We start from the raw sequence: 26,344 nt of genomic DNA on the forward strand, positions 1-26,344 counted from the left end.
TTATATCGGTTAATTCAACTTAGTCACATTCAAGGTCGGTGAGTCGCTACTTGGACCGGTTACCGTAAAGCGATAGGTTGCATTACTGGCGACAGATAACTTCATGTTAGCGCCCTTCTTAGCTAAGGTTTTAATCGCACCTTCAACAACGGTTTCATCAGCGGCAATAGCACCAAAGTCGACGGTAGACCAATCACCTGTGGCGATTTTGAACTCGTAATCGCCGGCTGCAATGGCGATATCAACCGTGTAAACAGATGAGCCTTGATAAGCAAGCGCATCAACTTCACCCCAACCATTCATGCCACCGCGAATATAAACGGTATTACCGGCAAACATATCGGTTTTATCTATGGTTAAGATAGGTTCGTTACGGTTACGCATGTCAAATGTGAAGCTGTACATGGCATCGCTATCAAAATTAAAGCCTAAATTAGCCCCTTTGACCGCTAACGCTTTAGGCTGTCCTAATTGAACCGTTCCGTCAGCATCTGCGCTACCATAATCTACGCTGCTCCAGTCACTTGAAGCTATTTTGAAGCCTTTAGTGCCTGCGGTAACCATGATTTCAGCGCGGTATATACTGCCACCTAGATAAACCATTTCACTGTCAGTAGACCAACCATTCATGTCACCACGTAGGTAAACCGATGTGCCGACAAATGGCTCTTCATTGAACACAGTTAATACTGGGTTGTCTTTGTTTGCAGCATCTAATGAGAACACATAGGTTGCATCAGCAGCGGCCGTAAAGGTCATGTTGGCCCCTTTAGCGCTCAGTTGCTCTGCGATATCTTCATCAACCGCTGCAACATCGGCTGAAACAGCACCAAAGTCAACAGTACTCCAGTCAGCAGAAGCTATTTTGAACTCATAACTGCCTGCGGCCAGTGTGATAGCAATGCGATATTCGCCTGCGCCCACATAGGTGAACTTATCCACTTCACCCCAGCCATTCATGCCACCACGAACAAATACATCTGTGCTGCCATAAGGCACAACATCGGGTGCACCAGCTGTGGCATTGGCACTTAAGCCTTCACCTTGAACATCACCTTGTGTTTTAACAAATACAGCTGTGGTGTAAGCCGGCACAGTAAAGGTACCCTCGGTATCACCCTGACTGAAGCTTGCGTCTTGCACTGTGCTGTCAATCGACATCATTTGTTTAGCATGTAAGCTAAAACCCGCGGCGGTGGCTATGGTATGTGATTGCGTTTGTGCGCTACCGTTTACCATCACCACTATGGCGTCAACCGCGGGGTCAATATCGGTTAGCCCTAGGCCGTCATCGATGCTCATGACTATCACGCCCTGCTGCTGGTTTTTACCAATATTATGGAAACCCACTCGGTCGATAATGTCTTGCGCTGTGGTTAAGCGGAACAACTTGCTTGATTGACGAATCGATAGAAACTCATTAAACACACTTGATGCAAAATCAATTTCTGACATTGACGCGGCGGCATTTGGGTTAGCTGAAATACCGCTAATCACCGACCATTTATCTTTATTGTCTTGTGCTAAAGGTAAGCCAACATTCCAGTTATTACTGTTTTTGCTAAAGTCGACCCAGTTGAACCAATCGCCGGCATCGTAGGTGTTACGGTCCATTGATTTTGAGCGCAGCATTTCACCGCCCATTTGGAAGAATGGAATACCTTGGCTCATTAACGGAATGGTGGCGGCAATATTCTGCACTCGAACACGGTGCTCTAACGATAAACCGACTTTATGCTTATATTGTAAAATGTCCCATAGGGTTTCGTTATCATGCTTTGACACATAGTTAATACTGTCTGCTGGGTCTAAGGTGTAACCTGTTGGTTGGCTGTTCCAGCTAAAGCTGCTGCCTTTGGCTGAATTGCCGTTAAAGTCTTTTAGGATGTAGTTTTGTAAGTTACCCGCCATAGATAAGCGCAAGGTATCTTGATCACGTAAGTAATCATCTTTTTGGTCTGTGGCAAATAACGCCCCACCGCGCACGGCTTCACGAATACGGTCGTTAAAGGTGCCCACTTCACTGCCAGCCATATTGGCTTGGGTTGCCTGTTCGAATAATCGATTATCAGCCACCTCACCAAAGTTCCAACCTTCACCGTAGAAGTAGTTATCGGCATCAACCGCTTGAACCGCTTCTCTAGCCGCTAGAATACTGCTTTTAGGCATATGACCCATGACGTCGAAACGGAAACCGTCATAGCCATATTCTTTGGCTAAAATCACCATCGAATCAGACACAAACTTATCCATCATTCTATGTTCTGTGGCGGTATTGTCACAACAGGTTGATGATTCAATTTTGCCGCTGATTTCGTTATATCTGTGATAATAACCCGGTACCACTTTATCGAGTACTGAGTTGTCCCATAACCCTGATGAACTGGTGTGGTTATAGACCACATCAAGTACCACGCGTAAACCAAGCTCATGCAAGGCTTTGTTCATAGCTCGCAATTCTTTTACTCGTGCAACCCCTTCAGGGCTTGAAGCATAACTGCCTTCTGGTGCAATAAAATGCTGTGGATCGTAACCCCAGTTAAAACCATCGTATCCGCGCATGGCATTGACTAGGTCTTGTGCATCTCCAGATCCAGGTAAAAAGTCCGCTAATATATCAACAATTTTGGCGGCTTTATCTTCTGTTTTACAGGCTTTAGCATTGTCAGCAATCTTGCTGCATAACATGCCTAAGGTATCGGTAATTTCAATCCGCTTAGTCACATCTTCTTCTATGGTGGCAATATCGGTTACTGGCAATACATGAAAATGGGTAACACCGCTTTCAGCAAGTTGACGTAAATGCTCAACCGGCGCGCTGCCTTGTTCAGTAAAGGCTAAATACTTACCACGATTAGCGGCTGATGTGGTTTCATCTCTGATACTAAAATCACGTACATGGCCTTCATAAATAACGATATCTTCTGGGTTTTCTACCGTTGCAACTGTGTGCCCGTCCCAACCATCGGGTTTGGTGTCATCGTCAGATAAATTAATAAACTGACTGTAACGGCCATTGGTTGATACATTGAGTGAATAGGGATCTGTGGTTTCCAGTGTTTCAATTTTTTTCGACACTGGATGATAGACTTTTACTTCATAGCGATAATATTGACGGTCTAAGCTCATGTCGCCACTAAATGACCAAATACCGCTTAGGCTATCTAAGGTCATGGGCTCAGTTTTAGTCAGCTTTTTAGCACTGTCATATATCTTCAAATTAACCGATTGTGCCGTCGGCGCCCACACTTTAGCGCTAATACCGTTGTCGTACATAATGCCTAATGACGCTTCATCGGCATCTGCATCGCCCTGGGTATAAAGTGCATCTAACACTTTAGCCACTTGAACATGAGTTGCGGCAGCGGGCTTGTTATCACTGTCGTACGCCACTAATACCAATTGTTCTTTGGCGATATTTTTCGCTTCATCAAGGCTAAAGTTAGCTTCATAAGCAGGCCATTGTGCTAAATGTGGCACTAGGGCTTTTTGCTCGTCAGTGAGCGTGGCTTCGGTTAACTCAACTTGAATGCCGTTGATATTGCTGTCGTTATCAGCTTCAATACCTGCGGTGGCCGAATGATGTAATACAAATTTAGCGATGCCATCGGAAGATTCATTCCACACAAAGGTGTTTTTATCTAACCAATGAGCGCTGGCGCCATCAATGGCAAAGCCTACATCTAAAATAGGATAGTCATACACATCACTTTCACCGTGAATGGTGAAGTTAGCACGGTTAAATTGTGCTTCAGGGGCAGAGTCATCGGCAAAAGACTTAAGGCTCATCACTGAATCGCCATCGCCTAATGCTTTGCCTGAACCTTCAGTGCCGATATGAATGATAAAGTTAGCGCACTCGCTGTAACCTTCTTTTAAATTGATTAACCAGTAAGCGCCGTAGTTTGGGTCGATACCATCAAAAGAGTGGCCATTAGCCCAGTCAGTTGAATCAAAGGGTGGCGCATAGGCGTCACAGGTATCATTGTTCCATGAATGGAGCTTATAACCGGGATAATTAGTATTACCACTGCTGTTATCTTTATCTTTAATGCGGTTGTAATACAACACAGCCTGATTAGGCCCAGCAAGTACAGAAGGCATAGGCAAGTCGGGGTTGTAACCGACAATACAGCTTTCATTATTAGCATCGGGAAACTTAGGTGCTGGGCAACTTAATGGTGGTGGCGGCACACACTCTGTTCCCCCTGCATTAGGTACGTTTGGTACATTACAAGTTAGTAATACTGTGCCTGGCTCGGTTGAGTCACTGCCACACCCCATTAGTGCTGTCATACTCAGTGCAAATACACTGAATGTCGTAATTGTTGACTTAGTCATCATGACTGACTTCTCCCCATCACTTTTTGCTGTAGAGCAACCGCTTGGTTGGTATTTGTTGTTATTGTTATATTGGTAACTTTGATAATTGCTAATTGATTACATCGCATAAGTGAACCCCATATAGAATTCGCGACCAAAGTACTGCAAGGTGCCGGTTTTGTTTTCGGTGCCGAAGTAACTTCTTGTCGGCTCGTCGGTTAAGTTATTCACCTGGAACAACACCCCTAGACCGTCAGTGACTTGGTATGATGCCTGGTAATCAATCACGGTTTCGCCGTCAAAGTTAACCACTTGCTCATTAATAGCGACTTGTTCCGAGACAAATTCATCACGGAAACGCGCACTTACGCGGGTTTCAAAACCTTCATAGGAATAAAACAAGGTGGCACTGACAACGTTATTAGACAGACCAGGTAAAGCTTGGGCCGTCGTATCGCCGCCAAGGTTAGTGATTGATTGCACTTCAGATTCTGTGTAGGAGTAACTCGCATTAAAACCTAATCCAGACCAGGCATCGGGCAGCGAGGCAAACACTTGGGTGTAAGCCAGTTCCAAGCCTCGAATGTAACCGCCTTCAGCGTTGTTCACTGCTGTGGTGTAAGTACCATTGGTGGTGGCAATTTGCTCACCGCTGATTTCATCAGTGATATATTCAGGTACGTTGAATCCATTGCCTTTAAAGTCAAAGTTTTCAATCGCGACGGTATCAATGAATGAATCAATGTTTTTATAGAAAATGGCCGCAACAAATGCACCTTCATCAAAATACTGCTCAAAGGATAAGTCGTATTGATCTGCATAAAATGGCATTAAAAATGGGTTGTTGGTGCTTGAACCATTAATTTTGCCATCATCGGATACTGATGCACTGATATCACCGGCTAAACGATTGATCGGTGGACGTGACATCACTTTGGCTGCAGCAACCCGTATTTGTGAGTCTTCAGCAACTTTGAAGTTCAAGTTAATCGATGGCAGATAATCGGTATAGCTAACCCCTTGCACCGTTGGCGCGTAGTTTTGGTTAATAATGCCAATGCTGTCAGCAATGTTTTGTGCGCCGAGATTTACATCGCCTTCAACGTTTTGCAGCATGGTGGCTGATTGATCGGTATCAACCATACGCACACCAAAGTTACCGGTAACAGGAATACCCGCTATTTCAGAATCGATGTTAGCCATCACATAAGCAGATAATACTTCTTCATACACTTCACCGCTTTGTAGCATGGTCCACGAGTAGTTAGTGGTGTAACCCTGAGGGTCGATAACGCCACCCGCATTGCCCCAGGTTTGTACCGGTTGTGGCACACCATTTGGGAACCAGGCATTTAACGCGGAATCTAAGTCAATGGCTAAATAAGATGGGAAGTAACTAAAGTCACCTTGCCAATCGACCACTGTGGTCATGTCGTCGGTAAGCTTTAAGGGTGGCTGAGATTTAGAAAACGCACCATCGTTACCGTATTCAAATACCGAGCGGTCATTTGAATAGTTACGGTCAGAATAACGCGCGCCAAACTCAACGCTGGTAATCACATCCATTTCTAAGTCGTATTTAAAGTCAACACGATAGGCTTTAACTTCATCTTCATTCAGAAAAGGATAAATACCGTATTTACTGACCATTACGCGGTCTATATCAGAAAAAGCATCGGCTTGATTAAAACCCACATCGGGTAAATCTAGGCCATTGAGTAAATAACTGATTGACACATTTTCATCAAAAATAGGGGTTTCTGCATTAGCATCTTGGGCGACATTGGCCCATAACAAACCGTTGCGAAAATCACTTTTAGCCGATGATAACGACACGTCAACATTCACATTTAAACGGTCAGTCACTTGCCAGTCGGCATTAATGCCAAAGTTGTTTACTTCATCAAAATCTTGATTGTCATCGTTAACAATTTCTACTCGGGTATAGCTTTTTGAGGTGCGATTAAACGTACCACCAACGACGCTGTTACCGTCAAATACCGGATTAGCAACACTGGCATTACGGCCGCCTAATTTGGCGCGAAAACCGCGGGCAAACGATTCACTGTCAAAACGAGACATAAACGCATCGGCTTTAAGCACAAAGTTATCAACGGGTGCCCATTCAATGGCGCCCATATAACCATTGCGGGTTTCAACGCCGCCTAAATGCTGCATTTCAAAACCTTCACTAATATATTCATAGCTTGGGTTATCAACCGGGCCGTTAGTGTCGTTCGCTAGGCCATCTAACTCTTTAGAGTCGTTATAAGCCAAACCAATAAACTGCGTCGCGACGCTAGGTTGATCTAAACGGGCATAACCAACCGCAATACCTACCGTATCTTCTAAAAACTTACCTTGATAGGAAAAACTTAAGCGGCTGCCATATTCTTCTGCACCAAACACTTCACTGGCGCGATCGTTATGCATGCCTCTGGCATTGACCACAAAGCTATGGTCTTTATCTATACTTAACGGGCTAATAGTTTGCAGCTCAACCGTACCGGCTACACCACCTTCAATGAGTGAAGCTTTAGGCGACTTATAAACGGCGGCAGAGCTAATCAACTCTGAAGGATACTGGTCAAACTCAATACTGCGTGAACCACTGGTAGAGACTTGTTCGCGACCATTAAGTGTTGAAAACACAAACCCGCCAGACATACCGCGAATGTTAATTTCAGCGGCCTGGCCACCGGTTCGTACCGCGGAAATACCCGGTAAACGCGTTAATGCATCGGCCATTGAGACATCGGGCAAGGCGCCTAAATCATCGGCAGATAATTGCTCGGACACCGTGTCACTAAATCGTTTAGAGTTAAGTGAATCGATAAGGCTACGACTGTAGCCTTTGACGGCAATGCGCTCGATTTCTTGATCATTTTCTGCAAGCGTGTCATCTGCAATAGCACCACTGGCAGCTTGATCACTGGTGGTTTTATTCACTTCAAGGCTAGCATCAGCTTTAACTGTTTTTTGTTGCACTATGGGCTTTATATCATCTGCTGCATTAGCGCCATAAGACATGAACATCACGCTCATACCTGCTGTTGCTAAAGCCAATGATAAAACACTGGGTTTACTTTTGAGCATTGGTTTTCCCCTTCACCTTTAAGGTTTTTATTGTTGTCCAATACTCGGATATACCACCCACATTATGCAGAATACCGGACACTTATTATTCCGATATACTAGGCTTCTCCCCCTTTTGATAACAATACAGTGCATACGTATTCATAACATATTGGTAACAATTGAATTTTCAACATCACAGCTAAAAAGCTAACTTGTGTATTTTTAGTGTTATAAATTAATACTTTGTAATTAATTTGGGGTGCGTCATATTCTTTTGTGCTAGTACTCATATGAAAATCATTTAAACCGAGCGCCTAAAAGCATAGATAAAACATGGACATTAGCGTCCAGTTAGTGTTGAATCAGCACCGAATAACGCATTGTGAATGCAATGTGGTCGCTCAAACTAGGAGTATCAGATGGGTTTTAAAGTCACTGTTGATTGGCACACTTCACCTGCACCAGAGGGTGAGTTTAATCGTGACCATCAAGTCAGTTATGGCAGTGGTCAAGCGGTTCAAGCTTCATCAGCGCCAGAATATAAAGGCAATGCCGATAAAGTTAATCCAGAGGAAAACTTATTAGCTGCGCTGTCTTCTTGTCATATGCTGACTTTTCTGGCCATTGCACACCTAAAACGTTTACCGGTTGATAGCTATACTGATAACGCCATTGCTGATTTAGGTAAAAATGATGCAGGTAAAATTGCAGTGGTGAAAATGACCCTTTATCCTCAGGTTGTGTTTGCCGATGGCCTTGAAGTAAGCGAAGAAACCATCGCTAAAATTCATGAAAAAGCCCACGCCAATTGCTTTATCGCTAATTCTTTAGCCTGTGAAGTTGAAATTAAGCATTAATTTTTAGCTTAATTATGCTGTTTTGATTGTTAACAATCATGCGCTAAACATAAAGCACCAAACACAAAAAAGCCGCTTTCGCGGCTTTTTTGTGTCTACTTATCCATATCTATTTATGCTTGTTTTAAAAGTGCCTATATCACTACAGGCACTTTAAGTATGACTATTTAATATCATCCGCTTTGCCACTTTTTGGCAACGGCAATGCGTTAAGCGGTAACATTGGCTGCTTAGCTTGCGCTTGCTGTAAGTATTCAATCGCGGCGGCTAACTGAGCATCGTCCCCCTGGTATGTTGCATGGGGTAAGTTACTCACTTCAATATCCGGTTCAACCCCATGGGCTTCAACTACCCAGCGACCGTCCATTGCATATTGTGGATACTCAGCAACCCTTGCCATGCCATTGTCAGTTACACTGTTACGACCCGATAACCACACCCCTGCACCAGCGGTTTGCTTGCCGATTAGTGGCGCTATACCTAGGGCTTTAATACCTGCAGAAAAGGTTTCCCCATCTGAATACGTCATTTGATCAGCCAAGACCACTAGCTCGCCACGGAATGTTTGCTGCATATTGGTGCTAGCACTGCCATGGGTTGGCTTCCAGAATGCCCACGCTTTACGTAATAACTTTTCAATAATCCAACTGTCGATATTACCGCCCCTATTGCGGCGTACATCGATAATTAACCCTGGTTTGTCGTAGTTGGTGTAAAACTCACGCGCAAAACTTTCGATATCGCCCGCGCCCATAGCGTATAAATGCAAATAACCAAACTCACCCTTTGATGCTTCGGTAACTTTAGCTTGATTATGTTGCACCCAATCTAAATAACGCAATGTGGCATCAGTGTTAGTGTCGGTAGGTAACACCACGGTTTTATGTTGATTTCTGCCACGCTCTAGGGTTAATAACACTTGTTTGTTGGCTTGGTTACGCAATAGCTGTGTTACATCACCTAAATTTGCCACTGGCTTACCGTTAATGGCTTTAATGATGTCACCCACTTGGGCATCAACTTCAATACGGGCTAATGGTGAAGCCTGGCTCGGTAACTCAGGATCATTTTGATAAATATGGGCTATCTCAACGCCTTTGGAACTCAGATTTAACCGTGCACCGAGTGACGCCGATTTAGCCGCATCTTTATCCTGCACCATATCGCCACCGCGCACTTGCGAGTGTAGCGAGTTTAGCTCGCCCATCATTTGTTCAAATATATCGTTTAGCTCGTTACGTTCGGTGACCCTTTGCAGTAAAGGTTGATACTTAGCTTTGGTTGCTTGCCAATCGAGTCCGCGCATTTGGGTATCAAAAAATTGATCGCGATGCATTAACCACGCATCTTCAAATATTTGCTGCCATTCTTGCATCGGTGAAATGCGTAATTGCCATTGATTTGTTTTGACCTTCGCCTGACTCACATCTGCAGGTAACTTCTCACCCGCTGCAACAATCAATAACTCTTTCGGATTGGCTTGTTTGCGCAGTAAAATAGTGGATTGATCATCAGCTAGAGTAAAGTCAGCGACATCTTCAGCAAATACGTCCACTTTTGGCGCGACATTATCGAACTTAATCCACTTTAAAGCGCTTTTATCATTCACACTATCAATAACATACAGACCTGATTTTGATTGTTGTAAACGGCTGTAATTACCAGACTCAACAGGCACTTGCCATAGTCGCTGCGCCAAGCCTTGCCATTCAAGTTTTATGTCGGCTGTTTCAACTTTACCCTCATCATCTTTGTCATTTTGTACTGATAACTCGGTTGTTTTAGCAAACGGAAATAGTGCTTTTTTATTTAACGCTAGGGCAAAAACCTGGGTGCGTTTATCAAACACCGGGCCCATGTTTCTGTCGCCCCAAGGTGAACTTGGCGTGGCATTGAAATCACGATTAGATAAAAAGTACAGCCAGTTGCCATCTAAACTGAAGCTTGGTGAGAATGATTCATATTTATCAGAGGTCAGTGTTTGCGCTTTAGATTCATTAACTGAATACAGCACGACTTGTGGGCGTTGTTTACCGATTTCGGCTTTAGTTAATGCGATATATTCGCTGTCTGGTGACCAGACAATATCTTGATATGGCCCTAGACCTTCGCCATTGACGGCGATTTTGCTATTTTTACTCGTGGTTAAATCAAGTAGCCACACATTGCCCATATAATCGTCATGGGCCAAATATCGACCACTCGGTGACAGCTTTAAACTGGTACGTAGCGTATTGCCATCTTTAGTCAGCTGTTTTGCACCCTCGCTGCCATCGGCTGGGAATTGCCATATTTCTTGTTCACCAGAAGCATCACTTATGCCGTATACCCATTTACCATTTTTACTCAGTAATGCATCACGTACTCGACTCTCTGGTGCAGAGGCTATTTGCACTAAGCGACGATCATCTTTATTGGCAATGGCAACATGGCTACGAGCCGTTATCACCACTTGATCGCCTTTAGGGCTTAAGCTGGTTGAGGTAGCGTAATCCATTGGATCATTAACCCAGTGCTCACGTCGATGGGGAAAATCACTGCTTAATTCAACATCCACAACTGAGTCTTTATTACTGGCGAGATCAAATAATTTGATGTCAGCACCCTGCTGAAAAACCACTTTACCTTGATGTAATTTAGCATCTCTGACCTGCCAATCGGTATATTGGCTATGTTGTTTAATGTCGCCTCCGGTTAATGACATAGACCAAATATTATCATTACCCGATGCATCACTAATAAAATAAACTCTGTCCTGCCACAACATGGGTTGACGTACTGACCCTTCATGTTGGGTGGTTAATTGCTGTGCTTCTTTGTCTTGGCCTAAACCAAAACGCCAAATTTCACCTTTGGCGCCGCCGCGATACACTTTGGCATTATCACCACTGGCCTGCAGACCAAATTGGGTAAAATAAACATATTCCCCTTTAGCATCAATGACACCTTCTATCGCATCGGCAAGCGGTAAATTAGTTACCGTTAACGTATCAGGATTAATGGTTTTTAATACCCAGTAGTTTGCTGGGCCAAAGGCATTGTCTGTGGAATACAGGATCTCACCTGTGGCTGTCCAGCCTTGTAATCTTATCCGCGAGTTTTCAAAGCTGACTCGCTTGGCCACGCCACCTGCCATAGGCATAACATACACTTCTGTCGCGCCTTCGTAGTTAGCGCTAAATGCAATCCATTGTCCATCTTGGGAAATACTGGCATCGGTTTCTTCCGCCGCTTGAGTGGTTAACCGGCTCGCAATCTTGCTATTAAGCTGGGTTTTCCATAAATCCCCTTCAGCGGTAAACACTAAGGTATTGTCATGTAATGCGGGGGCACGATAATAACCATTACTGGCTTGCACCACAGATGAGAACGCACTAACACAACCTAGGGCAATCATGCAGCTTAATACTGAGCGACGAAGTTTCATTAAGGGTTTATTCCATATTATTTTTGTTAGCAGACAAGTTACCAGAATGTGACTTTTTTAAAAGCCTAAAAATGTAACTAATGGCAACAGATTAATCGCCTTTATTGCGGTGTCTTCATAACGCTAGACTACTTATTTTGGAGAGAGGAAGCTCAATGGAAATGATATTAAGTGGCACAGGTATAAGTTGACGTGAAGTGCTGTGATAAATATCACCGCTAAAATAGGCTCTAAGAGACATGTGTCCCATAGAGCCTATTTAGTTTGATTTATAAAACATCACTTTACAGTTAATTGCTGCTTAATCTTGTTGTAATCTTCATGTAGTGGATGATTAAGATTATTCAACTCAGGAAACCGTTGCTCCATCGTTAACATGTAGCGCTCAGCTTGTGACAATTTTTTTAATTTAACCAACTCAGTTAACCTTACCATCGCTTTATCAGCGGTATCTAAGGTGATCATACCTGAGTCTTTTAAATATTGATTATTAGCAACTTGGGTAAGTTCACTGTGTTCTGAAGGTTTGAGTTCCGACATCATTTTTTGCTGACGACTTTGCTCAACTTGCTCAACCACTTTAGCGGTTTCATTCGCTTGTTCAGCTTGCTGCGATAAACTTGTTTGCGATGATCCTTTACTGCTAAACCTATCATCTGCGCTATGAGTGTCGACGATGTTTTGCTCTTGGGCGAATGACGACAATTGAGGTGCTGTAGATATAGGTGCTGCTGAGGTATTAGGTGCAGTCGAGTTAGGTGCTGACGTGGGCGCAGACTTAAGCGCGGCAGAGGCTGTTTTGTCATTAGTTTGGTTATCAGCCACTGGCATATCCAATGATAACGCCTCAAAATCTGATGAGTTTGGATCGGATAGATTAAGCTCTAATGAATTATAGTGCTGCTCCATCGGCATCATCATAAACAAGCCTGCCACCAGCACCACTGATGCTGCGGAAGACAGTTGCCAACGATATTGTCGCCAACCCTTTATGCTTACAACATTTGTTTCGTCCTGGTTTTGAACCGCTAGCGCTAGTGCCGCAGACTGACTTAAGCTTAATTCGGTTTGTGCTTGGGCTAAAATCGCTTCATCTAGTTGCGCTGATGGCTGCGGTTTGGGGCCTTGATGGTATAGCTTAGCGATTTCATCTTGTAAGGCTAAAAATGTTTCATCATGTTGTTGAGTCATCTTTATACCGCCTGTAATTTTTGGGTGACACAAGATTTAATACTTTGATAAGCATAGCGAATACGACTTTTAGTTGCTTCCACTGTCACTTGCGCAATATCGCTAATAACAGATGCGGTCAGGCATAATTCGACATTAAGTAAAAAGGCTTCTTTTTGTACTGCGGGTAACAAATCAATACAGGCTTGTAATAATCTAGCTTGCTGTTGTTGCTGCAATTGGCTATCAGGTTCTACATTTGACGCAGCGTTAAAGCTGTCCATGGTTTGATCTTCTGCCAACTCTTGCGTGTCATCCAAGGGCTTTACCGCGCGAACGTGATCGATAATTAAGTTATGGGCAATTTTATATAGCCAGGTGGTAAATTTAGCACTGACCTGATAATTTGCCGCCGCTTTTATTACCTTGCCCCACACCTCTTGATATAAATCTTCCGCCAAGACGTTATCGTATAGCTGACGCACAAAGTAACGATATAGCGGTCCTTTATGTTTGGTATAAAGGGCCTCAAATGCTTTTATATCGCCCGACTGGTAAGCTAACATCAATTGCTCATCGCTTTGCGCATTAACAAAATTTACTTCTAACTCAATGGTTTCACTATTATTTGCTGTCATGCACACTCTCTTAAAAATCCGTTTGTTTACCCATAAGCTAGAGGTTAAGTGCCACCAGCCTAGGGATAATAGTGTTAATTGGTTTGCATCGTTTTCGGCACTGAGCGAGTTACTGCAGTAGAAAGCGCTGATGAATACTCAGTTGGCTGTACCTTGTCATAAAAGCCTCCTTGTTGCCCGACACCCTGTTCAACGAGCAATTTAGCCGAACGCATTAATTGAACAAACTCATGCCGATAGCCAAATCTATCTTCGCCTAATCCCGTTTGAGCGAGTGTTATCAACTTATCATAATCAGTATTATGCACATAATGATTATGGTTGAGTAATTGCCCAAATCCCGCTACTGCGGCGGCAAATCTGAAATCATCACTGGTTTGCTGAATGCCTTTAACTTCGATGTCGGCATAAATAGGTTGGCTGATTAACAGGCTGTCATTTGCAGCGAGTTTGCCCCCTGAAAAAGGTTTGTAACGCAGTTTTAAGAATGCTATTTCGTTACGGGTAAATGGCTTACCCACCTCCCCTGAACTCGGCTCACGGTTTTGTTTATAGCGTAACGGCTCATGCATCAAACTTTCACTGTCGTTATAACGTAGCTCGTAAATAGCTGTCACGTTATGGCCGGCGCCAATTTCGCCAGCATCGACTTTATCATTATTAAAATCTTGACGTTGTAACTGGCGGTTCTCATACCCGATTAAACGGTATTCCGACACGATGGCGGGATTAAACTCGACTTGAATTTTTACATCAGACGCTATGATATCTAACGTTTGCGATAATTGATCATGTAACACTTTACGCGCTTCATTGAGGTTATCAATATAGGCATACTGACCATTAGCTTGATTAGCCAGTTGCTCTAATAAAACATCGTTAAACTGGGCAGATTGTGAGCCTAAGCCAAACCCTAATGTGGTTAAACCAATACCCTTATTTCGTTGTTGGCTGACGTAGTTTATCAAATCTTCTTGGCTGGTCATGCCGAGATTAAAGTCACCATCGGTTGCCAGTAACACCTGATTAATACCTTGATCAATAAAATGCTGCGCCGCTAAGTCATAAGCGAGTGCCAACCCTTTACCACCATTGGTGCCGCCACCAGCTTGAAGGTTATTTAACGCCTGTTTTATCTGCTGGGTATTATTACCTTCTGCGCCACTAAGCACTTGGTGTACGCCATTTGCATATACCACAATAGAGACTTTATCTTGCGCGGTTAATGATTGGGTTAACAGCAATAAGGCTTGTTGTAATAACGGTAATTTATCCGCTGCAGACATTGAGCCTGAAACATCGATTAAAAAAACTAAATTTTTAGCTTTTATTTGATCCGCTGCTAGCTTAAATCCTTGAATGCCTATGCGCAGAAGCTTTGCATCTTGGTTATACGGCGAGGGAGCTAATTCGGTATTAATGCTAAAAGGCGCTTCATTTATAGTTGGTATGGGATAGTCATAATCAAAGTAGTTCAGCAGTTCTTCCACACGAACACTGTTCTTTAGCGGTAATATTGCACGGTTTATTTGCTGTCTCATGGTGGTATAACTTGCAGTATCAACATCAATTGAAAAGGTCGATATGGGCGTTTCTGCGGTGACCATATTGCCATTTTGCACATAGGCGGCAAAATTTCCGATGGCACCGATGCGATTTTCATTCGACACTAGATGATATTTGTCATTCGCGTTTTGATGAGTAAGTACAGATGATTTAACCCAATCTGATTTAGCCTGATGTTCAGCAATATCGATGCTAGTTTGCGCTAACGAATAAGCAATCCCTTCACTGACGTTGGGCATTTTTTGTTGCTCGTTTATTCGCTTATCAATCTGCCCAGCATCAAGTGGCATAGATTCTGATGAAATGCCTTCAGGCCCAACAGATTCGGATTCAAGTTTTTGCTGACAGCCCACTAATCCTAAAGCACCGATTAGCAATAAGCCCATTGGCCATTTTGCTGCAGAATAACAGTGCTGTTGCGAAAGTAGATGCTGTGACTGGGTATATCTTGAGAGTCGTAATGAAGTAAAAATAGTCATGGTAAAACCCTTATTTGAATACGCTTGTGTTTTATAACGTAATCAAAACTAAAAAGGGTTTTTCTAAATAACCTAAACACATTATGGCTGAAGTAACTTGTCCAATTCTGGCTTGAGTAAAGCTTTCTCATCATCATCAAAATTTTGAAGATGTTCTTTAATAAAAGCCTGTTTAAAAGCCGGCGTCGCCATAATTAAATCTATATTTGCGATCAACTTTTCACCCGCAGCTGTTTTTGAACAAGCCATATAGCCAAAGTTTGGTCGCATCACACCTTTAATCGGAATAGCTTGAAAATCAAAGTTCAGCCCCTGTAAATTCTGAATTAAACTGGCCTCTTTTGAGTACTCAATAACACCTGCTACCCGCTCTTTTGCGAGCATTTCTAAAAGTTTAAGCGTCGAGCCCATGCCACTACGAAAATAAAAAGACTCAGGGTGAGCCAATAATATTGGGTTAATCGCTTCACCATATGAGCGTGATGTCACTACACCTATTTGACCTTTTAAACTTGGGGGTAAATTGGCTAAATCGATTTGTTGTGGAAATTGTGCCGCATACTTTTTTAACACAATTAATCTTAGCGGTGGAAATATACTGATCGGTTTTTGGCTAAAATAAGCCACTTGCTCACGTTCAGTTGATTTAAACTTGTTATACATGCATGCATTGCCAAGCTTATTTAAATCACTCCAAGAGCGAGTATAACTCGCCTGCTGTTGATCGAAATGAAATAGATTTTGGTTATGTTGCAATAAAATAGCAAACATTCCCATCGGTTGCTCTTGGGCTAAATCGTTTTGATTACTGTCAATTTCAGCTAATAAAATTCCCTGTAACGGGCTAGCTTGGATTGATTGTAGTAAGGAGGGAAATATCGGGATCAATAACACCAGCTTTAGGCTTAAGCATAGACGCTTAATCATTTTAGCCGTAAATAGAGACTCTTTTTTAAAGATTGAATAGCTCACATAATACTCCTGCAAAACAGTCGTTAACGTCTATCCATTTTTAAATTAATAATCCTTTACAGCGGTGTTTTTGCTTTAACTTTAATTATTCAGGTTGCCCAAAGATACTGATTAACTCAGAAGTTAACAGTGATTTGTCATCTATGGATGCAAAATCATTATGAATAGAGATTAGCTCATTTTGGAAAGGTTTTCTACTCATCGCCTGATCAATCGCATCAATCAATTGTTTTCCATAATCTGTTTTAGAACAGACAATATAACCTGGTGAGGGTTTATCCACTCCCTTTATGGCAATGCTTTTAAAATCGAAGTTAATCTTATTCTCAGTAATATGAGTGTTAACCGAATCAGCATACTCGATAAATCCATCAATTCTATTAAGCGCTAACATATCCACGAGTTTGCCAACTGAATTAGCCCCATCACGAAAAAATAATAACTCTTTTTGAGCAGAAATCTGTATGTCGAGCCTTTTGCCATATGAGCGATTTTTAGCCACCGCATAACGCATATATTGCTGCGGCTCAATCGTCGATAAATCAAAGTCCGCTGAATATTGATTAGCGTCAGCTGCCCGTACAATCAGTCTTAATGGTGGGTATAGGGTAATAGGATATTGGCTATAATAAGCAATTTTTTGCCGTTTTTCGGTTTTGACTTTGTTATACATACAGGCATTGTCAATTTTAGTTATCTCTAACCAGCCGCGGGGCATACTCATTTGTTGAAAAGAAAAGGCAATATTTCGTGAGCTGTTTTTTTTCAACAGGGCCAACACAGCCATAGGTTTCATTTGCGTCACATCAATAGCGTTTTCAGAAAACTCACCTAACATTACAGCTTTCAGTTCAGCATCATCAGCAAATGAGTTTGATAAAAGCAGTCCAAATACGACTCCACCAGCAAATAAACTTGATGCCGTTTTTATGAATGAAGATTTAATTGTTGAGTGTTTGATAGTCAAGGTTCAGCTCTAAATTAGTGATTATAGCCAGTCAAAATAAAGTTAAACTACTGATAAATTTAACTCGTTTTTAAAATTATTTTATGATGATTATATTTAGGCATACACCATTCCATTATTGCCAAACGGAATCCTTGATCCACAAATAACAATATAACACCTTTTGGGTATCATTTTACTAACAAAGCCAGATAACTCACACTTTTTTGATCTTTATCATTTTTATGAGCAAGCGGTTCAAACCTCACTCTGTAGAGTTTTCTATTTTACAAACTAAGTGTTAGCCGCACGAAACACTAAACAGCAGCGAAACAAAAGTCATCATGCTATTATCTGTCCCCTTTTTTATCGCCTTAATATTAATGCTGTAATCACTTCGCCACTAACTGGGTAATGATGAGCTAAATATACCAATAAATAGTACATTAAGGAGTAAACATGCAAGCCCTTGTTGCTGTAGTTATGGGTTCTAAAAGTGATTGGCCAACGATGGAAGCTGCGGCTGAAATTATGGATAAACTCCAAGTGCCTTATCATGTTGAAGTGGTTTCAGCTCACCGTACTCCAGACAAGCTGATGGACTTTGCCAGTACAGCTGTCGACAAAGGTTACAAAGTCATTATTGGCGGCGCGGGTGGCGCGGCGCATTTACCTGGCATGATAGCTTCAAAAACACGTTTACCTGTTCTGGGTGTCCCGGTGCAAAGTAAAGCGTTATCAGGCATGGACAGTTTATTATCCATCGTGCAAATGCCAAAAGGTATTGCCGTAGGTACTTTGGCAATTGGTACTGCAGGCGCATTTAATGCAGGCTTATTAGCCAGCCAAATTCTTGCGATAACCGACAGTGAGCTTGCTGCTCGACTTGAGGCGTTTCGTGAAGAACAAACTCGCATGATTTTAGACAATCCTGATCCGAGAGAAGCGTAATGAGCCAACAACATACTGTTTGGGTGTTAGGTGATGGTCAATTGGGTGCAATGCTCAGCCATGCAGGTCAGCCTCTAGCGATAGATGTTCGCCCGGTTGACATAATGGCGCCAACAGGCGACACCTTACCCATTGATGCATCGCACATCATTACCGCTGAACGTGAACAATGGCCAGAATCAAGCACTAGCTTACAACTCAGTACTCATGCGCACTTCATCAATGGCCCTGTATTTGGGCGCCTAGCCGATCGTTTCACTCAAAAAAGTCTGTTAGATGAACTCAAGGTAGCCACATCACCTTGGCAGCTAGTTGACGATAAAGTACAAGCCGACGACTTACATCAAGCCTATGGCGACCGTGTGTTACTAAAGCGTCGCACCGGTGGTTATGACGGTAAAGGTCAACACTGGTTAAAGCAAGCTGAAGCGACCAGCATTCCGAATGACTGGCGCAATGAAGCCATTGCCGAGCAAGCGATTAATTTTGACGAAGAAGTGTCTTTAGTCGGTGTGCGAACTCAAGATGGTCGCTGTTTATTTTATCCTTTGACATTAAACTTACATCAAGACGGTATTTTAATGGCGTCAATTGCGCCATTAGCTCGTCTTAGCCATTTGCAAGATGAAGCTGAAAGCATGCTTTCAACTATTATGAATGGCCTTGAGTATGTCGGTGTTATGGCCATGGAATGTTTCCGTATCGGCGAACATTTACTGGTAAATGAACTGGCTCCACGGGTGCATAATTCAGGTCATTGGACTCAAACGGGTTGTCATATCAATCAATTTGAATTGCATTTACGTGCTCTATGTAACTTGCCCATTCATACCCCACAAGTAAACTTCCAGTGTGTAATGGTGAACTTAATTGGCATTGAAAAAGACGACCGCTGGTTAAGCCTGCCTAACGCTGAACTGTTTTGGTATAACAAAGAAGTTCGCCCAGGTCGTAAAGTGGGTCATTTGAATCTATCAATACATAATACTGCAGCGTTAAATGAAACCATAAACCAATTAAAATTATGGATGCCAACGCAATATCAAGCACCACTTGATTGGATATTAGCTGAGTTTGCTTAAAGTTTATTAAACCTCAGTGAAATACAAGAAGGAGCCTAGGCTCCTTTTTTTATGTTTGATCATTTTGGTCTGGCGTCGCTGCAATTTAATCACACGGCGTCTAAGTGATATTTCAGTCTATTTTTATTTTTAATCTGATAAAGATATGGATCACGAAAATGATACGTTGTAACATAACTCAAAATTACTTCGAGATCATTAACCGTGCTTCAACAACAAAAACTGCCTGTGACGGTACTTTCTGGTTTTCTGGGTGCAGGTAAAACCACCCTGCTTAGCCATATTCTGAATAATCGTGATGGTAAAAAAGTCGCCGTTATCGTCAATGATATGAGTGAAATTAATATTGATGCAGCCACAGTCAATAACGATATATCGCTTAATAGAAGCGATGAAAAGCTGATCGAAATGAGCAATGGCTGTATCTGTTGTACATTACGTGAAGATCTTCTGATCGAGATAAGTCAATTAGCTAAAGAAGGTCGATTTGATTACCTAGTCATTGAATCAACGGGTATATCAGAGCCATTACCTATTGCCGAAACCTTTACTTTTGCAGATGAAAATGGCGTATCGCTGTCAGATATTGCTACGTTAGATACTATGGTGACCGTTGTGGATGCGGTGAATTTTTTACGCGACTATGAGGAAGCGCAAGATATACAAGAAACAGGGCAATCACTTGGGGATGAAGATGAAAGAAGCGTTGCAGATTTACTTATCGATCAAGTGGAATTTGCTAATATTATTTTGATCAGTAAAACAGATTTAGTTGAATCACCCGAACTAGAAAAACTTACTGCGATTCTCAAAGCCTTAAACACCACAGCTAAGATTATTCCCATGTCAGAGGGGAAAATTGATACTAGCCTAGTTTTTAACACCGGCTTATTTAACTTTGAACAAGCCCAATTAGCCCCAGGCTGGCTTAAAGAGATGCGTGGAGAACACATTCCTGAAACAGAAGAATACGGCATAAGTAGTTGCAACTTTCAGGCGCGTCGTCCATTTCATCCCGACAGATTTCATCAGTTTATTCACAATACTGAATCCTTTGGAAAACTACTCAGATCCAAAGGCTACTTTTGGTTAGCGTCACAACCAGAATTTGTCGGTCAATGGAATCAAGCTGGTGGCATGGCACGATATGCTATTTCCGGAATGTTTTGGAAAGCGGTACCAAAAGAAGATTGGCCCACTGATGAGGAGTCTCTCATGGAAATACAAAAACAATGGCTTGAACCTTTTGGTGACATGCGTCAGGAACTAGTCTTTATTGGTCAAAAATTAGATAAAACCGCCATGATACAAGCATTAAATGACTGCCTGCTAACTGATGATGAATTGCTAAAAGGCCAAGACTATTGGGTGACACTCAATGATCCCTTCCCTCAGTGGGGAGATGATCAATGAGCCAATTAGAAGCTGTACAGCAAGAAAAAATCCATAGCACCCTCTCTCGGCGCTCAGTAAAAGGAGATGACTTAGCTATTTTTACAGATATTTACCAACCAGATACGAATATGGTGATTTGGCAACGTAGCATGTCTGAAGCCTTATCTTTAGCCGTCAGAACATTTGTTAATACCAGTACTACAAAGCAAACAATATTGGCCGTAACGCCACAAGATACCCAACAAAAACTCTACGATATATTTGGTCAAACCGATGCGGTTACTATGATTAGTCATGACATTTCTCAGCTAGTTGATATGTTTTGTTGTTTATTTGATCAAAAGCGTGTCGGATTAAGGCTAACCATTTTAGACCATGCCATGTGCCCTCGATTTCATGTCGATCGTATCCCTTGCAGATTAGTCACCACATACCAAGGCATAGCGACTCAGTGGCTTGAGCATAAAGATGTAGTAAGAAGCAAACTAGGTGCGGGTAACCAAGGTCACACTGATGAAAACTCAGGACTATTTGATCATCAAAACAAAATTCAACACTTAAACACCGGTGATGTTGCATTACTAAAAGGTGAGCTTTGGGATGAACATCAAGGGGCAGGATTAGTTCATCGCTCCCCACCATTAGCGGTTGGTGAATCTCGTTTACTGTTAACTATCGACTTCATTAATTAAGGTCTGCGGGTCTTTTAAAGCCAACTTCACAGCAATTTGCTGCAAGGCATTCGCTTAGAAGACTCGCCATCGTTTGCAAGAACATAGCAAGGGAATCATCGCCAAATGAAACACAGCAGTATTAGCATGATTAAGCGTTATTGGTGTAACACCATCATACTGATAATAGTGACTTGCTCACCCGCCAGTTACGCTCATCTTGATGCCCATGTCCATGGATTAGCACAAGTCACGATAGCGATAGAAGACCAGACGATTGAAATTGAAATAAGCGCTCCAGCGGCAGATTTAGTTGGTTTTGAACATGTGGCAAAAACGGAGAGTGACATAAAGTCCGTTGCGGATTTAGCAACAAAACTGGCTAAAAATGCCGATTTATTTGTGCTTAAAGCCGGAAATTGTAAACTTGTAAATCACACTATCAATACCTCAAGCATGACAAACCAGAACCAGAACAGTGGCGTGACAGATAAGGTAAATAAGCCATCACATAATGACGGCCATAGTGAGGTTATTGCTCACTATCATTATCACTGTAAAAAAATAGAAAATTTATCTACCATTACTGTTACAGTATTTGAAAAATTCCCTAGTGTTGAAAAAATACAGGCTATGTGGGTTACCAGCACTCAACAAGGTGCTATCACCCTAAACATTAAAAACAACATTATTAGTTTGAGATAAAAATGGTACATAACGTAGACGTCATTATAAAACATGCTGAACAAAACTGTAAAAGTCATGGTGCGCGATTAACTATCAAAAGAAAACAAGTATTGGCTTCATTAGTTCAATCCGAAAAAGCGCTGTCGGCATATGACTTAATCGAATTATACCTGACCAATTTTGGCGAAAAAATCCCCGCTATGTCCGTATATCGCATACTGGATTTCTTAGAGAATGAGAACCTAGTCCATAAGCTCAATTTGGCCAACAAATATGTCGCGTGCTCGCACATTACCTGTAGCCATGATCATGGTGTACCGCAGTTTTTGATTTGTAGTTCATGTAATCAGGTAAAAGAAATCACCATAAATAAATCAACTATCGCCGAACTTAAAAGTAATGTTGAGCAGGCTGGTTTTCACTTAGTTAGCCCTCAATTAGAAATGAACTGTATATGTCATACCTGCTTATCGACAGCGGCTTAGCCCGATAGTGAGATAACCTTCTTAATGAGTAAAGCAAAGTGTTTTACTCATATCTGCTGTATTTACAAACAGTTCACAGGATATAACAATGAAAGTCGTTCAAAAAATAACAGACCAGTTTTCAATTGGTTTGTCGCTATTATGCGCTGTACATTGTTTATTCTTACCACTATTACTGGTACTACTGCCAGGATTAGGGGCACTGCAACTCGACAATGAAGCCTTTCATTTATGGATACTCATCGCCGTTATTCCCATTAGCCTAGTTGCATTGTCTTTAGGGTGTAAAAAACATAACAGTTTCAGATTGTTGATGCTAGGCAGCACAGGGCTTATGTTACTTTTATTTGCTGCGATTTGGGGACATGAGTTAGTGGGAGATACTGGCGAAAAAGTACTGACATTAATTGGCTCCAGCCTGGTGGCTATTGCGCACTTTGTGAATTTAACCCGCTGTAAACGTAATCAATCACAGTGTAATAATGCCTAATGCCCGCTAAAACCGCATAATAAGCCTAATTTGCGTTAAGTCTGGATATTTTGTATTGGTGTACAAGCATGATAAAGCTTGATCAACGTCTAATTCGATTTTGGACATTTTCGAGTTACGAAGTTCCGACAACGTTAAACTTTCAGATAGATTTTTCTATGTGAAAATTATTTGTTTACTAAAAATCTATGGCCAATTTTACTAAGCCAATACAACCTTTTACTCCATTAACTTGTTGAAAGTCTTATTAGGCGGGATATGACAACATGACAATTATCATATATTAAGTGTATAGCATTGCTGTTCCAACCAACGACCAAACGCTGTTATATCAGTCCTGTTAGAATTTAACTCACTATAGACAAAGTAAAAGTTATCACCAGTTTTCAATTCATGCATAGGAATTCTGACAAAATTCTGTTTATGAGATTGATCTACCGTCATATAGTTATTAATAAGCGTAATACCTAAATTGTAACGTGCCGCTTCTGCCGCGAGTAGCACATGGCTAAATTGATTAACTTTTAGATCACTAGGTAGCTCAAACCCACCGGCTTTACACCATCGTAACCAATCATCGGCGATGTTTTGATTTGTGTCAGAATATCGCACAGACAATATCGGATGTTGCCACAATGCCTCAGGGAGTGGCTTATCTCTTATTTTTTCCCAAAGCTTTTGACCGCAAACAGGAAATAACTTTTCAGTAAATAACAATTTACTTACAAAGTGACGTTTTGGTGGATTTACGGTAATAAAACAATCTGCGAATTGGTCATTAAAATCCGGCTGATCTGTGACCATATCTAACGTTATTTCTATCTCTGGATACTGTTTACGGAAATCTTCTAATCGAGGGATTAACCAATTGACGGCTACTGAACTATAAAGTGCTAAACGAATATACCCAGGTTTACCGTGTCGAATAATCTGACTGGCATTAGACAGAATAGCTAGTGATTGACTGACTTCTGTGAAGTAACGCTCTCCAACTTCTGTTAATGAAAATGTCCGGCCTTGCCTGTAAAACATAGCTTCACCAAGATACTCCTCAAGCATTCGTACTTGATGACTCACCGCACTTTGAGTCACATTAAGACTTTCTGCTGCTTTTGAAAAACTATTAAGCCTAGCAACTGACTCAAAACATTGTACTGCGCGCAATGGTGGCAACTTCATTATTACCTCAGCTAATACTAAGCAATTTTATATCATTATACGTCATAGAATTATATGAATATACTCCCTACTTAAGCACCTGATTTGCGTAATGGTATTTAATTTTTTACATTTTTAGAATAAATCGAGGGAAAAAATGCCGAAGATGAGTGTTGGATTTGCAATGTTTTTATTGATTTTAGGAAATATTGTCGCCGTCATTTCGGATGCTTTAATAAAAAGCCTGCCGACTGGGGCTGCAGTGTATCAATTTGTTCTATTTAGACAATTAACAGCAGTATTGATGCTTTTGCCATTTTGCTTATTCAATACAAAAATCAAATTATTTAGTCATTTAAAATGGCACTTTGTACGTGGCCATATTTGGTTATTTGGTGCTATATTCATGGTATTGTCTCTTCAAGCTCTACCTCTGGCAACTGTTAATGCTATTTTTTATACTGCCCCATTACTTATGTTACCGTTGGGTTTTTTATTTTATAAAGACACGTTAACCACCCCAACTATAACCGTATCGATTGTGGGTTTTGTCGGTATTCTCGTCGTTGTACAACCGACACAAATTAGTTTGGCGGCTGTATCTGCACTTATAGTCGCGGTAACAATGGCTACAAATAATCTCTTGGTTCGTAAACTTCCTCAGCACCACACTGTCGCTCAGACTTTATTCTTGACCAATCTAATGGGAATACCTTTTGCCTTTAGTTTAGCAATTTGGGAACACCAACCTTTGGATTGGTACCCGCTATTAACAGCGGCAAGCTCAAATTTATTCATTTTGATTTATGCAGGTATATGCGTCTTGGTATACCGAACAGTTGAAGCACATAAAATTTCTAGCGCTGAATATACTGGCTTATTAGGTGCCATAATAGTGGGCATCATGTGGTTTGATGAAGTTCCTGATTTGAGTTTTGTGATAGGTTCAGCGTTAATCATCTTACCTTTAGTTTGGTTAGCGACACTTGAATCTGTTAAGTATAAGAAGGAGGTTTGAATAAAGTAAGCAAATTATTTCAAATTAAACGTCAAAACAGGCCTTAAAAACACATCAGATTGATGTGCAATGTTAACAATAAGTGAAGATAATTATGACTGATACTAAATTAGTGTTTAAAGATTACTGTGATTTATGTTTTGAAATTAGTTGGGTCAGAGTAAACTTTAAAAAGGTAGCTTATGGGCACATGCTATTGAATGGCTTTTTCTTCCCTAAATGGCGTGCTCGATGATTATGTTCGAGGTTACCCTACTTTTCCCTTAAGTTTGATACTTTAATCTACTTTATGGCTTTAATTCAATGTTTTACTTTGCTTTTATTGGTTTGGTTACTGAAGCCCACAACTTCAATCTAACCAATTGCCTGCCGCAGGCCTATGTGCAGATGATCCAGCGAGACGCCGACTCTTGGTTTTAAAATCAGCATCCATGTGGGCTTAACCAAACCAATAACATCCATGTTAAACAGCCAGTTTGGCATCCATGCCTCTCGCTCAGAAATGTTTCACTTAGTGAAACTTCGCCCTGTTTGGGATACTCGCTGGCTCATCTGCACCCGAAATTTTCACATCTTCGATTCAACTTCATTTGTAACAATTCCATAAGAAAAGCTGGGATGTCCATTTTGAATTGAGGTCATCGAGACTCTTTATTCAGAGAACCCGTGAGCTTGGCATGGATGCCACGCTAGCTTTCGTTGGGCCATGGACGGCCCATCGGAAGCGTTAGGATATTTTTTATATTAGGTGACAATGGCCGACGCTGGATACAGATGAAGTTTAAAGCTGGATCGATCCCCATCGAAAATTATGCGCTTTTCAGTATTTTTCGTCTGGGGCGCTGAGGGTTTCTAAAGGGGCGCAAGCGTTTTGCCCCTTTGGTCTGGTGTGGGCGAAGCGCCACGACGTTGACTTTTTTCAAAATGGCAAACAAATTGAACTTTTATCAA

General features: G+C 41.7%; 18 protein-coding genes. 9 read left to right on the forward strand and 9 right to left on the reverse strand.

The annotated features are described in order from the left end of the window. Window positions 1-9 precede the first annotated feature (9 nt). Both pulA and ACRWQM_RS12665 read right to left on the reverse strand, forming a co-directional pair. Complete coding sequence (pulA, locus tag ACRWQM_RS12660) at window positions 10-4,344, reverse strand: pullulanase-type alpha-1,6-glucosidase (protein ID WP_434930224.1); 4,335 nt, start codon at window positions 4,342-4,344, stop codon at window positions 10-12. A gap of 96 nt (window positions 4,345-4,440) precedes the next feature. Then, window positions 4,441-7,419: a TonB-dependent receptor gene (locus ACRWQM_RS12665; RefSeq protein WP_434930225.1), complete on the reverse strand. Its 2,979-nt coding sequence runs from the start codon at window positions 7,417-7,419 to the stop codon at window positions 4,441-4,443. A gap of 401 nt (window positions 7,420-7,820) precedes the next feature. On the opposite strand from ACRWQM_RS12665, the gene ACRWQM_RS12670 reads away from it, so the two are divergent. Continuing rightward, window positions 7,821-8,258, forward strand: a complete 438-nt coding sequence (locus ACRWQM_RS12670) for an OsmC family protein (RefSeq protein WP_434928632.1) — start codon at window positions 7,821-7,823, stop codon at window positions 8,256-8,258. A 163-nt stretch (window positions 8,259-8,421) separates the two neighbouring features. On the opposite strand, the gene ACRWQM_RS12675 is transcribed toward ACRWQM_RS12670, so the two are convergent. The 6 genes from ACRWQM_RS12675 to ACRWQM_RS12700 all read right to left on the reverse strand — a co-directional run bounded on the left by ACRWQM_RS12675 (window position 8,422) and on the right by ACRWQM_RS12700 (window position 17,477). After that, window positions 8,422-11,685 carry a S41 family peptidase gene (locus tag ACRWQM_RS12675; protein ID WP_434930226.1) on the reverse strand — a complete coding sequence of 1,088 codons (3,264 nt, stop codon included), beginning with the start codon at window positions 11,683-11,685 and terminating at the stop codon, window positions 8,422-8,424. Window positions 11,686-11,964: 279 nt separating this feature from the next. Further along, window positions 11,965-12,876 carry a hypothetical protein gene (locus tag ACRWQM_RS12680; RefSeq protein WP_434930227.1) on the reverse strand — a complete coding sequence of 304 codons (912 nt, stop codon included), beginning with the start codon at window positions 12,874-12,876 and terminating at the stop codon, window positions 11,965-11,967. A 2-nt stretch (window positions 12,877-12,878) separates the two neighbouring features. After that, window positions 12,879-13,493: a sigma-70 family RNA polymerase sigma factor gene (locus ACRWQM_RS12685; protein WP_434930228.1), complete on the reverse strand. Its 615-nt coding sequence runs from the start codon at window positions 13,491-13,493 to the stop codon at window positions 12,879-12,881. A 74-nt stretch (window positions 13,494-13,567) separates the two neighbouring features. After that, complete coding sequence (locus tag ACRWQM_RS12690; protein WP_434930229.1) at window positions 13,568-15,538, reverse strand: vWA domain-containing protein; 1,971 nt, start codon at window positions 15,536-15,538, stop codon at window positions 13,568-13,570. A gap of 81 nt (window positions 15,539-15,619) precedes the next feature. Beyond that, window positions 15,620-16,510, reverse strand: a complete 891-nt coding sequence (locus ACRWQM_RS12695) for a hypothetical protein (RefSeq protein WP_434930230.1) — start codon at window positions 16,508-16,510, stop codon at window positions 15,620-15,622. Window positions 16,511-16,595: 85 nt separating this feature from the next. Beyond that, a complete protein-coding gene (locus ACRWQM_RS12700; protein WP_434930231.1) occupies window positions 16,596-17,477 on the reverse strand; it encodes a hypothetical protein in 882 nt (293 codons plus the stop codon). A gap of 438 nt (window positions 17,478-17,915) precedes the next feature. Between ACRWQM_RS12700 and purE the strand changes: the two genes are divergently transcribed. The 7 genes from purE (at window position 17,916) to ACRWQM_RS12735 (ending at window position 23,217) form a co-directional block, all read left to right on the forward strand. Beyond that, window positions 17,916-18,407: a 5-(carboxyamino)imidazole ribonucleotide mutase gene (gene purE / locus ACRWQM_RS12705; RefSeq protein WP_226410624.1), complete on the forward strand. Its 492-nt coding sequence runs from the start codon at window positions 17,916-17,918 to the stop codon at window positions 18,405-18,407. Further along, a complete protein-coding gene (gene purK, locus ACRWQM_RS12710; protein WP_434930232.1) occupies window positions 18,407-19,489 on the forward strand; it encodes a 5-(carboxyamino)imidazole ribonucleotide synthase in 1,083 nt (360 codons plus the stop codon). The genes purE and purK overlap by 1 nt, the downstream gene beginning before the upstream one ends. A 204-nt stretch (window positions 19,490-19,693) precedes the next feature. After that, on the forward strand, window positions 19,694-20,902 hold the full coding sequence (zigA, locus tag ACRWQM_RS12715; protein WP_434930233.1) for a zinc metallochaperone GTPase ZigA: 1,209 nt from the start codon (window positions 19,694-19,696) through the stop codon (window positions 20,900-20,902). After that, complete coding sequence (locus tag ACRWQM_RS12720) at window positions 20,899-21,576, forward strand: DUF1826 domain-containing protein (protein WP_434930234.1); 678 nt, start codon at window positions 20,899-20,901, stop codon at window positions 21,574-21,576. Before zigA ends, ACRWQM_RS12720 begins: the two co-directional genes overlap by 4 nt. Window positions 21,577-21,681: 105 nt before the next feature. Beyond that, window positions 21,682-22,260: a DUF2796 domain-containing protein gene (locus tag ACRWQM_RS12725; protein ID WP_434930235.1), complete on the forward strand. Its 579-nt coding sequence runs from the start codon at window positions 21,682-21,684 to the stop codon at window positions 22,258-22,260. Between the two features lie 2 nt (window positions 22,261-22,262). Beyond that, window positions 22,263-22,727 (forward strand): Fur family transcriptional regulator, encoded by a 465-nt coding sequence (locus ACRWQM_RS12730; protein WP_434930236.1) that lies wholly within the window; start codon window positions 22,263-22,265, stop codon window positions 22,725-22,727. A gap of 88 nt (window positions 22,728-22,815) precedes the next feature. After that, window positions 22,816-23,217 carry a MerC domain-containing protein gene (locus ACRWQM_RS12735; protein ID WP_434930237.1) on the forward strand — a complete coding sequence of 134 codons (402 nt, stop codon included), beginning with the start codon at window positions 22,816-22,818 and terminating at the stop codon, window positions 23,215-23,217. A gap of 276 nt (window positions 23,218-23,493) precedes the next feature. On the opposite strand, the gene ACRWQM_RS12740 is transcribed toward ACRWQM_RS12735, so the two are convergent. Next, window positions 23,494-24,396 carry a LysR substrate-binding domain-containing protein gene (locus ACRWQM_RS12740; RefSeq protein WP_434930238.1) on the reverse strand — a complete coding sequence of 301 codons (903 nt, stop codon included), beginning with the start codon at window positions 24,394-24,396 and terminating at the stop codon, window positions 23,494-23,496. Window positions 24,397-24,532: 136 nt separating this feature from the next. Here ACRWQM_RS12740 and ACRWQM_RS12745 point away from each other — a divergent pair, with 136 nt between their 5' ends. Continuing rightward, on the forward strand, window positions 24,533-25,393 hold the full coding sequence (locus ACRWQM_RS12745; RefSeq protein WP_434930239.1) for a DMT family transporter: 861 nt from the start codon (window positions 24,533-24,535) through the stop codon (window positions 25,391-25,393). Window positions 25,394-26,344 lie beyond the last annotated feature (951 nt).

Origin of the sequence: Shewanella sp. HL-SH5 (genome assembly GCF_051163755.1) — a bacterium.
Lineage (GTDB): Bacteria > Pseudomonadota > Gammaproteobacteria > Enterobacterales > Shewanellaceae > Shewanella > Shewanella glacialimarina.